The sequence below is a fragment of the Mesorhizobium sp. M0633 genome, assembly GCF_040320645.1.
In the GTDB taxonomy this organism is placed as follows: domain Bacteria; phylum Pseudomonadota; class Alphaproteobacteria; order Rhizobiales; family Rhizobiaceae; genus Mesorhizobium.
In genome coordinates, this window is record NZ_JAMYQC010000016.1 from 130,227 (window position 1) to 143,021 (window position 12,795).

The following is a 12,795-nucleotide window of genomic DNA, read 5'->3' on the forward strand; positions in this document are numbered from 1 at the left end:
CGCTCCAGCAGACCAGATTAACGCTCCGGAAGCCAAAGAGCAGATAAACCGGAGCAGCGACGAGGTGAAAATGAACGGCCCCATTCACAGAGCTACCCCCATCGCGATCATTGGCATGGCCTGCCGGTTCCCCGATGCTGATACGCCCAAGGCGTTCTGGGAAAACATTATTGCCGGACGCGAGAGCGTTCGTCAGTTGTCGGATGTTGAACTCGCCGGCGCGGGCGTCGAGCCCGAGGAGTGGGAAGCGGACGATTATATCCGCCGCGGCGCCCCACTTACGGGCCTCGGCTACTTCGACGCTGACTTCTTCAGCATCACGCCTCGTGAGGCGGCTCTCCTCGATCCGCAGCACCGACTATTCCTGGAAAACATTTGGCACGCCATCGAAGATGCTGGCTACGCCGTCCGTTCGACCGAGATGACGACGGGCATCTATGCCGGCTCCGGCCCGAACAGCTATTTCGCCAGAAGCGTAGCCGGCTCGCACGATTTCAGCAAGGAAGGCATGCTCGACACCATGTCCGGATTCCAGGCCATGCTGGGAAACGACAAGGATTACCTGGCGACTCGGGCGGCCCATCGCCTCAACCTCATCGGTCCCGCCATCAACGTCCAAACAGCTTGTTCAACCTCACTCGTAAGTCTCCATCTGGCCTGCAGCGGTCTGCAGAACGGCGAATGCGACCTGGCGCTGGCGGGCGGTGTCACGGCAATTATTCCCGAGGGTGCGGGCTATCGCTATCAAGAGGGCATGATCTTGTCCCGCGACGGGCACTGCCGTCCGTTCGATGCCGAGGCCAGCGGCACGGTGTTTTCGAGTGGCGTCGGCGTGCTTGCGCTTCGACGTCTCGATGACGCGCTTGCCGATGGTGACACCATCCACGCTGCTATTCGCGGGTCGGCGATCAACAATGATGGAAACGACAAGATCAGCTTCTCGGCGCCGAGCATCGAGGGCCAATCGAGCGTCGTCGCAAGAGCACTCATCAACAGTTCGCTCGCGCCGGAAACGATCTCCTACATGGAGACGCACGGAACGGGCACGAAACTGGGTGATCCGATCGAGATCGAAGCCCTCAGCGAAGTCTTCGCCGGTTTGCCGGCGGACATCGCGCCGATTACTCTTGGTTCGGTGAAGGCCAATATCGGCCATACGATCGCCGCTTCCGGCGTCGCGGGTGTAATCAAGACGGTCATGGCACTGAAGTCGCGAACCTTGCCGCCGGCGGTCAATTTCAAGACGCCCAATCCGGAGATCGACTTCGATCGCCTTCCCTTCGCCGTGCCGGCGAGCGCTGTGCCCTGGACGTCCGAGGGTCCGCGGCGCGCGGGCGTCAGTTCGTTCGGCGTGGGCGGAACGAATGCCCATGTCATTTTGGAGGAAGCACCGAGCGAGACGAACGGTTCATCTCAGCCGGACGATGCGCCGCACCACCCGGACGTGCCTCGTACGCTGAACATTTCGGCACGCACGCCACAGGCCCTGGGCGCCATGGTCAAGAGTTTTGCCTTGCGACTCGATACGGCACAGCCCAACGAGCGCGACGCCATCTGCTTCACCGCGAACACCGCCCGCCGCGCTTTTGAGTATCGGAGTTTCGCGACCGGTCGGACAACCAGGGGGTTGGCCGAGAGTCTTCGCGCAAGCGATTATGCCCGCGTCGATGTCTCCAAACACGTGGTTCCCGCCGCCCTGTTCACCGGACAGGGCGGCCAAGGCGAAGCTATGGGGCGCGGACTCTACGAGAGCGATCCGATCTTCCGCGAAGCCTTCGACGCCTGTGACGCGGTGGTCGCACGGCTTCGCAAACACGGATTGGGCGACATCCTTTACGGTGACGGGACGCTCGCCCATTTCGTTCACGATACCGAATATACCCAGCCCGCCCTGTTCGCGATCGAACTCGCACTCGCCCGAGTTCTTGAGGCTAGGGGCTTCGTCCCAGAGATCGTCATGGGCCACAGCATCGGAGAATACGTGGCGGCCCATCTTGCCGGCGTGTTCTCACTCGAGGACGGGCTGAAGCTGATCACCAAGCGCGGCGAACTGATGGGGCAGCTTCCGCGCAATGGCGGTATGGTCGTCCTGACGGCTGATCCGGACACAGCCCATCAGATGATCCGGAACGCCGAAGTCAAGCTCGCCATCGCGGCCGAGAACGGACCAGCCAGTACGGTGGTCGCGGGCGAGACGGACGCACTTGAAACGCTGATCAAGGTCGCCAAGGAAAAAGGCGTCCGCACGACGCAGTTGAAGGTCTCGCACGCCTTTCATTCCCATCTCATGGATCCGATCCTCGAACAGTTTGAGGCGTTCGCGAGCACCCTCGATTTTTCCAAGCCCGACGGCCGACTGATCAGTGCTAAGACGGGTAAGATCGCCGGCGAGGAAGTCGCTGATGCGCGCTACTGGACCGACCACGTTCGCCAGCCCGTCCTGTTCCATCGGGGCATGATGACGGCAAAGGAAATTGGGGCGAATCTCTTCCTTGAAATCGGACCGCACCCGGTCCTTACTCCGATGGCGCAGGCGGCCCTAGATGGCATTGCCTCGCCCTCGCAATTCGTCTCGAGCCTCAATCGCACCCGCAATGACGAAGAGGCTCTCGCCGAGACAGCGGGCCGCCTTTTCCTCGCCGGCCTTACGATCAATACGCTCACCGATCTGCCGGATAATGAACGCCGGCTCGTCGATCTTCCGCTCTATCCCTTCGAGCGTCAGCATCACTGGATCGACACGAAAGCGAGCGACCGGCTGGCATGGCACTGCCGCCGCGAATGGCAGGTGGAAAAGCAGTCGGCGCCGCAACCGCCGAAAGACAAGGCCCTCTGGATTATCCTGGGCAATGCCCTCGGTCTCGCCGGACGCTTGGCTCAGGCGATCGAGGCGAAGCGGGAAGGGCCGGAACAGACAGCGGTCGTTCTTTCGAATGTCGAAACAGGTCTCACTGGCGGTGTGCTCGACGCGCATGTCGCGGGGGTCATCGTCACCCCTGAGAGCGCGGAAGGCCCGTCAAGTGGACAGATCGGCGAGGCGGCGCACAGCCACGCCGCCGCCCTCATGCAGTTCGTCCAGACGGTTCAGGCAGCCACCAAACATGGCAATCTGGCGAAGGCGAAGATTTGGGTTGTCGGCCAGTCCGGCCGTGTCGTGCCGCAAACAGACAGACCAATTCCGGACGCCGCTCGTCCAGCCTCACTGGTCAGCGCCTCACTGCATGGCATGGCGATGGTGCTCGCGAGCGAACATCCCGATCTTTGGGGGGGTGACATCGATCTCGGCGCGGAGCCGAGCGACGCAGAAATCGCGGTCGCGATCGGCATTCTCGTCGGTGGCTCTGGGTCTGAGACCGCCTACGCCGTGCGCGGCGAGGAACGCTACGTCCTGCGCCTCAGCGAAAGCGGCGATCTCGGTACGGATTGCGCGGTCGATCCGCAGAAGATCTATCTCGTCACCGGCGGGCTTGGCGCTCTCGGATCGCTAATGGCCGAATGGCTGATCAATCGTGGTGCGCGCCGCCTCGTGCTTCTCAACAGGGACGTCGCGGACGGCGCCAAACAGGAACGGCTCGAAGCCTTGCGCCGTTCAGGCGCTGAGATCGCGGCGCATGCGGTTGACATCGCCGACCAGGTCGGAGTCGAGCGAATCCTGGGCGATCTATCGGAGGCGGGCCATCAACTCGGCGGGATCATCCACACCGCCGGCATCGTTCAGGACGCCACGCTAGGATCGATCGAGGAGGCGAGCGAACTCGAACGCGCACTCCGGGCCAAGCTCCAGGGTACGCTCGTTCTCGACAATGCGAGCCGTCGCTTCTCACCCGACTTCTTCGTCTGCTTCTCGTCGGTTAGCGCGCTTCTCGGTATGAAGGGCCAAGCGGCTTACGTGGCGGCCAATGCCGCTATGAACCGCATCGTCGAAGGCCGCAACGCCGAGGGTCTGCCAGGTGTCAGCATCGAATGGGGTCCGTGGGCGGAAACCGGTATGGCATCCGGACTCGACGAGCGCCTGCGCAAGCGCCTGACCGATTTCGGCCTGCTCGCGATCCGCAATCGGGAGGCGCTCGAGCGGCTGGAGGGCCTGTTCGCCTCAACTGGCACGCTCACCGCAGCGCCGATCCTGTGGCGACGTTTCGCCAAGAAGCAGTACGGGGAGACGCCGGCTTGGCTCACGCCTCTGTCGAATGTGCAGAAGAATCCGCAGGCGGCCAATGACGACGAGGCGACAGATCCACTTGCGCGGCGCTTCGGCTCGGTCGCGCCGAGCGAACGCGGTCAGGCGATCGAAAGCTTCCTGCGCGGAGAAGTCGCCCGTGTGCTCGGCATCGCCGATCCGGACAGCCTGCCGATGGACGAAGCACTCAACCAGATGGGATTCGACTCCTTGGCTACAATTGAGTTCCGCAACGAACTCGCCAAGACCGGCATCAAGGTTTCGCTTCAGAACCTCGTGATGGGTGCCTCTATCGCGGAGATCGCGGCCTATACTGAGACGCAGGTGGCCGCCGCTCTCGGGGGCGTTGCGGATGGCGAGGCGGTACCGACCGCGCCGGTCGCGGCCGACAGCGCCCAGGGCCACGACAAGAGCGCGGTGATCATTCCGCGTCCGAAGCCGGACGCGCCGATCCGCCTGATCGGCTTTCCCTATGCCGGCGGCGGCCCGCTCGTATTCCAGCGCTGGATCGACAAGATGCCGGATCACATAGAGTTCGGCATCCTGCAGATGCCAGGCCGCAGCGCGCGCCTGGAAGAGGGCTTCTGGATGCGGATGGAGGACATGGTCGACGGCATCGTGCCGGAGATGCTGCCCTTCCTTAAGGAAAAACCGTTCGCCTTCCTCGGGTTTTGCTATGGCGGCGTCCAGGCCTTCGAGGTTGCCCAGCGGGTGCGCCGCGATCACGGGCTGGAGCCGGAATACTTCTTCGTGGCCGGTGGTCGCTCGCCACAGATCTACAATGACGACCAGTTCGCCATCGACGTCCAGCAGTTCAATCACGAGACCGGCAAGGCCGAACACGAACTCGACGAGAGGGAGTTCGTCGAGATGCTAAAGGAGGTAAATTTCGCCAACAACAAGGCGCTGTTTGAAGATCCCGAAATGCGCGCGATGATGCTTCCGATTATCCAAGCGGACTACGAGCTCAACAACGCCTATCGCTACGGTTCCCATTCTCCGCTCGACGCCCCAATCACAGCGATAGGAGGCCGCATCGACCCCTATGTTACGGGCGACCACATTATCGGCTGGAAAGAGCATACCACGAAGCAATTCAAGGCGCATTTTTGCGCCGGCGATCACTTTTTCATGGAACACCAGACCGAACTCCTTACGCGCATCGTGATCGAAGACCTTGAGCCCGTCGTCCAGCGGTTGGCCGCAGAGGGCGAGCGCCAGCTGGCGGGATGACCTGACCACCGGCTTCGAGCTAAGACAGATGCTTGCCCATGCTCGCCGCTCGGCCGAAAAGTGGAACGACTTCCTCGATGACTTCGTCTCAGATCCGGAAATCATCGCGCGCATCAAGGCGAAGTCTCCGGCGTAAGGCCGACCGGCTGCGGCATAGTTGAGGACAAGCCGATCAGTATGGTTACCTTTGCCGCCACCTCGTCCAGAGTAGCGGTAAGCCGGTTTATCTGCGAGGCGGTTGCAGCCAGCTCCGGGCCGTAACGGGTCACGAGATATTCCCGGTTCTGGCTGAGGGAGTGAAGATGTTGGGCAGTTTTTGCGCGAAGGCGCAACCCCGCTTCCAAGGCGAGCCCCGTGCGCGCCGACAGATCGTGCTGCATTTTGCGGATCTGATTGGGGCTGTGCCCACGGTGAAGCAAAAGCGCGGTCAGATAGAGCTCGATCGCATGGATCGCCGACAATCTGAAGGGCGCTCGAGTGAGCGGTTTGCCTGGCCGGCCGAGCCGAAGCAGCAGGGTTGCCGCCTTGCGGTACTCTTCCGCAAGCTCGTGGACCTACAGCGGGGAGGCCAGCTCTCCTGGGTATTTTCGTTCTTCAATCTCCATTCATGCAATCTCCATTCATGCAATTAAAATGCCACACAGAAGTTTTGGTAAAGAGTTTCTTGGCATCGCTACCGCAATCCCGACCCAGACCCGCCGCGGTGGGGTCTGGGATTGAGGCGACCCGCAGTGGTTCACGACGAATGAGAAGGGCGCATGCCGCGCCTGGCTTGTCGTTGCCTCGCCGATCGGCGCCGGAAGAGATCAGGTGGGCGTCTTCCTGCGGGCCGGGCTGCGGGCTTCGCTGAAGCCGGCCTGCGGTCGTCTTCACCCCTTCGGGCTCGCATCCCTGACGCACCGCTGCCGCAGTCCCGGCGTTTGGCCGGGCTTGAGTAGGGAGCGCCTTGCCTCATTACCGAGGAGTTTCTTCATCTCCGCCGCGCACCCGACGTGCGCGTTTTCCGCATCCGCCTCTCCATGCGTGACTTCGAGGGGCGAGGGTGCCTGGTAGCATTCCAGGGCTCGTTCAATCCATTCCCCATGCGCGGGCACCGTGCGCATACCGCAGGCGTTTTGTGTCGGAGAACTTGGCGAGTTTTCTTCCATGCAATCTGCCATCACTGACCGGTTTGAGCTCGTCAATGACGTAGGCGAGGTTTCGAGCTTCCCTCGCCTGGAGTGTCGATCCCGCCGCAAAGGAACTACAACTTGCCGTTCGAATTGGAGAGCATGCCGAACGAAGCGGAGAGAACCGGCCACCGCTTGACAACTGAGAGCGCCTTCAGATGCTTCGGCCAATGGCCGATGGCATCACGCTCGCGTTTTTCTCTTGAAGCGTCATCGCGCCGACAACACATTGTGCGACGATCGGCGGGGGTCGATGCGGCCCCGCCCTTACGTGAACTGGCTGTTCAGCAGGTCGGGAGGAACAAATGAAGGCCGAGGCTTTCAGCAGCCCCATTTTCGTGAAGCGCTGCACCTACATCGTGCAAGAGATTGCAAGTCTTGCCGAGGCCATCGATCTTCTCGATGAATGGCCGCAAGATCGCAGAGATCGTGCCCACGAAACTGCCCTTCGGACGTGCCATGATGCCTATGATGGGCACAAGCCTGTGGGTGCGGCGCGCAATGCGCTTTACGACTTTGCAAAGCAGGCTGGCATATTGGAAGATGCGACCTCTGCGATGCAGTGGATTGCTGCCTGCAAAGCGGGCACCGCAAAAGTCTAGACCCTGTTCGCCCATGCGACTGGGGCGACGCGCGGCAGTGACATTCGGTTGAGCATGCGGCCTGTCGGCGCAGACTGGCTGTCAAGGGGGAGATGACCGGCTTGAGCAGGTTCGAAAGGCCAGTCATTGTGCAGGTCGGCCGCCATGGCTCCGAGCGTGTCGTGCTCGACGTTAATGACGCCGCCGCTATCTTGCTGCGGGATATTGGTCGCCAGACCGAGAAGAGTGGGATAGCGATGGACGTATGTCTGCAGGTGCTGCGTGGGAAGGCTCGGTCGCCAGTTGCTCGACGCGCTTTCGTCGCGGCCGCACTGGAAGCAAAGATACTGCGCAGCGATTAAACCGAGCTCTGGCACATGCGTCCTCTCTTCGGCTCTCGCTGCCTGATACAGCCGTCGGATATGACCCAGTTGCGTTTGAAGCCAGAGCGCGTCGCCGGCGCAGCGCTGCGGCCCGGTCCGGCGTGGAGAGAGCGCGGGCGGGGCTTGGCTTCTCAACGAAACCTTCACCCGGCTGATCAAGGAAGGGCGCGGCGTTGCCGATATCGCCGCCACCTTCGGGCTCATGGAGCAACAGGTGAAGCGCATTCTGGCGCTCGGCGACCTGTTGCCGAAGATTCGCGAAGCCTATCGCCGCGAGGAGATCGACGCCGAGACGGTGCGGCATCTGACCATGGCCTCGAAGGCGCAGCAGAAGAACTGGCTGGCGCTTTATGCCGATCCCGATCAACACGCGCCGCGTGGCTTTCAATTGAAGCAATGGCTGTTCGGCGGCCAGTCGATTTCCACGAAGGTGGCGCTGTTTGCCGTCCAGGAGTATCCCGGCCTGATCACCTCGGACCTCTTCGGCGAGGACAGCTATTTCACCGACGCCGACCTGTTCTGGCAAAAGCAGAACGAGGCGATAGCCGCCAGACGCGACGCCTATCTCAACGACGGATGGTGCGAGGTGGTGCTGCTGGAACCGGGCCAGCATTTCCACGCATGGGACCACGAGAAGACGCCGAAGAAGAAAGGCGGCAAGGTCGTCATCACCGTCTGGCATCGCGGCGAGGTCGAGTGTCACGAAGGCTATCTATCGCGCAAGGAAGCCCGCCGCGCGCGCTCGACTGGCGAGGCCGGCGACGAAGCCGAAGCGCCGACAAAACCGTCGCGGCCCGAACTCAGCGGCCCGCTGCAGAACTCTGTCGATCTGCATCGTCATGCCGCCGGACGCACCGCTTTGCTCGACCACGCGCAAGTCGCGCTGCGCCTCATGGTGGCGCATGCTCCAGCGTCAGTTCGCCGATCTTCGCATGCAGCGTCTTCACGTCCACGATCGGAGCCGCCGGTTCGGCCTTCCCATCCGCGCCAAACACCCCAGATGCTCCCTCCAGGAGGAGGTCCTTCCATTGCTTGATCTGGTTGGGATGCACATCGAATTGCTGCGACAACTCGATAAGGGTCCGCTCGCCGCGGATTGCAGCAAGCGCAACTTTCGCCTTGAACTCAGGGCTGTGATTACGGCGGGGGCGTTTCGTCATGGTCTCTCCTGTTCCCGGCTTCTATGCCGTGTTCAGGCAGAAATTCCACTTATAACCCCTGTCCAAATTTCCCGATCCAGCTCTGGCTAGCCAACCTCTCTGCCGTCCTGCGTGAGCTCAACCGTCGGGAAGCAGTGCATTTCAGGGTAGAGCCAGAGCGGCTCGTGGGCTGACCTCTTTGGAGCATGAAAAAGGTGGGGGCGTTTCATTCCGTCATCGACCTTCAGGCAACGATCAAGCGCCGGTTTACAATGTCACCATGCATGTGGTGAAGCCGACCGGCCGCCCTTACTCCCTGCTCGAAATTTGATGCGCGCCAGTCAGTACCGACCTTTCAGCTGACGGGTGGATCGATGACGCTTTTAATACACCATAGCGAAGGGACGGTTATTGCCGAAGACAGCCGTTTCGCTCACGTCAGGCTGCTGTGGGCTTCCCGTGACAGCTCCGCAGCGGAAATAGTGCTCTGCATGCTGGAAGTAATTCTCTGCCTCGACGCGGTTGCCGAGCAAAGCCTGGGCATGTGCAAGTTCCAGATAGCGCTCATAGCTTTTTTGCGAACCGTGAGCGTTGCCTGTCTTCAGGCGGGCAGGCCCCAATGTCGAGGCCCTCGTGCGGATACTGGAAGATATCACCTGTCTTGGTTGATTTCTTTTCATGTTGTTTTCAAGCCATCACGGCTTGCTCCTTATTGGAATTGTTTGGTTTGGCGCATGGTCGAAGTTCGGGATTCACGCGCCGCATGAATCATGCTGCCGGTCAACTGCACAGCCTGCCACCATTCAGCCGAAATAGCTTTGCGGCCTGTCTTGATCCGCACAGCGTAATTCTGGAATCGTTTGGTTTAAGCGGACCCCGGCTGCACCTGGGGTGGCAAATGGTTCGACTTCAGGTGAAAAAAGACCGGGCGCTCGATCACATATGAGAGCGAGCCGAGCCTGTTCAGCAGGAAATATATATGAACGCAATATGGCGATTTCAAGTTGTGCTTTACCGCGCGGAGGCAGGACCAATCAATGATTGGTTCTGCCGGAAATTGATTATCTCAGCCTTCGAACAGCTTTGAGATGCCGGTTACTGGAGCGATCGCGCTATGGCGGCCGGCTTACGCTGCCATGGGCTTATCGATGCAGTAATGCAAGGTCAGCCGCTAATCGTCCAAAAGGATATGGCCGACTCGGCAGTGGTGCGGGCGCAGGACTGGGGCCAAGTCGCCAACACTTCCCCAGCACCGCTTCAGACGGCTGCCCTGAGTGTGGAGAAGCCTCGCCGAGCCGCCAGCAGAACGATAAGGTCGGTAGCTGGGGCTGCCTCTTTATGGCCTTCTGCGCCGTCATTCTGCTGATAGCGCCGCCGTCCCCCAACTACTGAGGATATCCGAATGACCCAATATCAAGAGACCGTCACCATCGAGCTCGCAGCTGAGCCCCGACACCAGACAGCCATGCGCGCCTGCTCAATGCTCAATGCTGAGACCCCGCCCACCTTTGACGTCAAGGATCCGGCATCCATCTCCAAGGAGGTGGACCTCACCGATGATGAGGCAAAGGAAGCGCTGGACTTGGCCTTTTGGGGAGTGTTTTCAGCTAAATAGCCACTAAAGGGCGTGAGGGGGCAAAGCAGTGGCTAAGGAGACGTTAGAGGAGCAACTCGCGGCGTTTGATAAGATGTTGAGCGAGGCCCTCGATGACGAATTGAAGAAGGTGGGAGAGGGCACAATGATGAGTCCGCGATCCTTCAACAAGAGCGGGATCTCGATCGGGAGACCGCCCGCTTTAAAGCTAATGCCCTCGATCGGGCCTCAACCTCGCTCGTGACTATCGGCGTCTGGGCGCAGCGCATTGCCCGCGGCGAGATCGCCGGCAACGCGTGGACCGAGATCGGCGATGCCAAGCAGGACGTTTTCTCGACACGCATCTCGAACAAGGGTGACAGGCTGGTCCTCAACGGTACCAAATACTACACCACCGGCTCGTTGTTTGCCGACTGGATCGATGTCGGCGCGACGGGTCTCGACGGCGAAGGCATCGTCTTGCAGGTGCGCCGCGACGATCCGGGCGTCGATGTCATCGACGACTGGGACGGTTTTGGCCAGACGCTCACGGCCAGCGGCACCACGATCTTTACCGATGCCACTGTCGATCCGGAGGATGTCGTCGTCGATGACGACAAGTTCCGCTATGGCGCTGCCTTCTACCAACTGGTGCATCTTGCCACGCTCGCCGGTATCGGCCGGGCGATGGCCAACGAGACCGCTGCCGCCGTTGCCGCGCACAAGCGTTCATACTCCAATGCTGCCGGCCCGCGCTCAAGCCAGGATCCGCAGGTGCTTCAGGTCGTCGGCCGTATTCGCAGCAATGCCTATGCGGCCGGCGCCATCGTTTTGCAGGTCGCGCAAGCCATCGAACGCGCTTACGAGGCACACTTCGCCGGCCATGCCGATTTGGAGGAAAAGGCCACCGCCATCGCCGAACTCGAGACGTCGCAAGCGGTGACGGTCGTTACGAATCTGGTTCTTGAAGCGTCGACGATCATCTTCGATGCGCTGGGTGCGTCCTCGACCAGGAAACCGATTGGCCTCGATCGTCATTGGCGCAATGCTCGTACCCTGTCGTCACACAACCCACGCATCTATAAGGATCGCATCGTTGGCGACTACGCAGTCAACGGCACGCCACCACCATATCAGTGGCGGATCGGGCACAGCCCGTTGTAAGCCATGCACACGACCTTCAGCGCGATGCGCTGGCAAATCCCGGGTGTCGACACGGCCTACTTATAGGCCGTCTCTGGGCAATAATCATTTGATCTACGCGGGTACAAATCAAAATCTACTCGCATTATAGATTAACAAAAATTCGCCGACGAATCTCCTTCGGCGATACGTGAATTTTCCCACCTGTCGCCGAAGGGGTCGGCGCTCTGGACAACCTCATCCGGAAAGGCGCCGCGACCCTCTGAGGGTAGAACGCTGGCCAAACCAAGTGCCCTATTCGCAAACCATACGGTACCGCTTGCCGGGCTCGCTGACGTTTTTGCAGACAAGCAGCTTGTGCGGCTCGGAAGAGGAGAGGGGAGGACTTGCGACCCGCGATGCACGTCTGTTTGATGTCTTGTAACTTGCCGTACGGCGCGGTTCGAGCCTTTCCGGCTCCTGTGGCGCAACCGGAAACACGCTGGTTTCGATCTGTGGCTGCTGCAGGCGTGGCGGCTCTTTGTCAAAGAATCGCCTGGCATCAAGCGATCTCGGAATAATCACCGTACCATCATCGCTGCGCGCGCAGCCGCTGCCCAACAGTAAAGCCAGCCCCAAGAAAAAAGGCAGTATCCGTCCAAACATAAGCACAACCCTATACCCCGGCTTGCGGGTCGCCGACAACCGGCGCAATGGGCACGAAGAAAGGGCGGCATTCCTTGCCGCCCTTTCGAAATTGTCGAGATGCGAGGACCTTTAAAAGCCCATACCGCCCATGCCGCCCATGCCGCCGCCGGGCATACCACCCGGCATGCCGCCGCCAGCTGACTCCTTTTTCGGAGCTTCGGCGATCATGGCTTCGGTGGTGACCAGCAGGCCGGCGACCGAGGCCGCGTCCTGCAGAGCCGTGCGCACAACCTTGACCGGATCGACGATACCCATGGCGATCATGTCGCCATATTCGCCGGTCTGGGCGTTGTAGCCGAAGGTCGCGCCTTTGTTCTCGAGGATCTTGCCGGCGACGATCGATGCTTCCGCACCGGCGTTGGCCGCGATCTGGCGGGCCGGAGCCTGCAGCGCGCGACGCACGATGCTGATGCCCGCGGTCTGGTCGGAGTTGGCGCCGGTGACGGTGATGGCCAGCGAAGCGCGCAGCAATGCGACGCCGCCGCCGGGAACGATGCCTTCTTCGACGGCCGCACGGGTCGCGTTGAGGGCGTCATCGACGCGGTCCTTCTTTTCCTTGACTTCCACTTCGGTCGCACCGCCGACGCGGATGACGGCAACGCCGCCCGCCAGCTTGGCGAGACGTTCCTGCAGCTTCTCCTTGTCGTAGTCCGAGGTGGTCTCCTCGATCTGCTGCTTGATCTGGGCGACGCGGCCCTGGATCTCTTCCT

7 protein-coding genes and 2 pseudogenes are annotated in these 12,795 nt (G+C 61.0%); 5 read left to right on the plus strand and 4 right to left on the minus strand.

From position 1 onward, the window contains the following. Positions 1-70 precede the first annotated feature (70 nt). A complete protein-coding gene (locus NKI47_RS18570) occupies positions 71-5,410 on the plus strand; it encodes an SDR family NAD(P)-dependent oxidoreductase (protein ID WP_352592369.1) in 5,340 nt (1,779 codons plus the stop codon). 113 nt (positions 5,411-5,523) lie between these two features. Here the strand turns inward: NKI47_RS18570 and NKI47_RS18575 are convergent, their stop codons facing one another. Continuing rightward, positions 5,524-5,871 carry a hypothetical protein gene (locus NKI47_RS18575; protein ID WP_352592371.1) on the minus strand — a complete coding sequence of 116 codons (348 nt, stop codon included), beginning with the start codon at positions 5,869-5,871 and terminating at the stop codon, positions 5,524-5,526. A 1,013-nt stretch (positions 5,872-6,884) separates the two neighbouring features. On the opposite strand from NKI47_RS18575, the gene NKI47_RS18580 reads away from it, so the two are divergent. Together NKI47_RS18580 and NKI47_RS18585 are read left to right on the plus strand one after the other, a co-directional pair. After that, positions 6,885-7,181, plus strand: a complete 297-nt coding sequence (locus NKI47_RS18580) for a DUF982 domain-containing protein (RefSeq protein WP_352592374.1) — start codon at positions 6,885-6,887, stop codon at positions 7,179-7,181. 92 nt (positions 7,182-7,273) lie between these two features. Continuing rightward, a complete protein-coding gene (locus tag NKI47_RS18585; protein WP_352592376.1) occupies positions 7,274-7,522 on the plus strand; it encodes a DUF982 domain-containing protein in 249 nt (82 codons plus the stop codon). Between the two features lie 923 nt (positions 7,523-8,445). Here the strand turns inward: NKI47_RS18585 and NKI47_RS18590 are convergent. Together NKI47_RS18590 and NKI47_RS18595 are read right to left on the minus strand one after the other, a co-directional pair. Further along, positions 8,446-8,703: pseudogene (locus tag NKI47_RS18590) on the minus strand (transposase); the annotation flags it as partial. Positions 8,704-9,065: 362 nt separating this feature from the next. Next, entirely contained in the window at positions 9,066-9,362 is a 297-nt protein-coding gene (locus tag NKI47_RS18595; RefSeq protein ID WP_352592378.1) for a DUF4167 domain-containing protein, read from the minus strand. A gap of 722 nt (positions 9,363-10,084) precedes the next feature. Between NKI47_RS18595 and NKI47_RS18600 the strand changes: the two genes are divergently transcribed. Continuing rightward, a complete protein-coding gene (locus tag NKI47_RS18600; RefSeq protein WP_352592381.1) occupies positions 10,085-10,297 on the plus strand; it encodes a hypothetical protein in 213 nt (70 codons plus the stop codon). A 234-nt stretch (positions 10,298-10,531) separates the two neighbouring features. Then, positions 10,532-11,419, plus strand: a pseudogene (locus tag NKI47_RS18605) (acyl-CoA dehydrogenase family protein); the annotation flags it as partial. 735 nt (positions 11,420-12,154) lie between these two features. Here the strand turns inward: NKI47_RS18605 and NKI47_RS18610 are convergent. Beyond that, on the minus strand, positions 12,155-12,795 hold a 641-nt coding region (locus NKI47_RS18610; RefSeq protein ID WP_352592384.1), incomplete at its 5' end, for a TCP-1/cpn60 chaperonin family protein.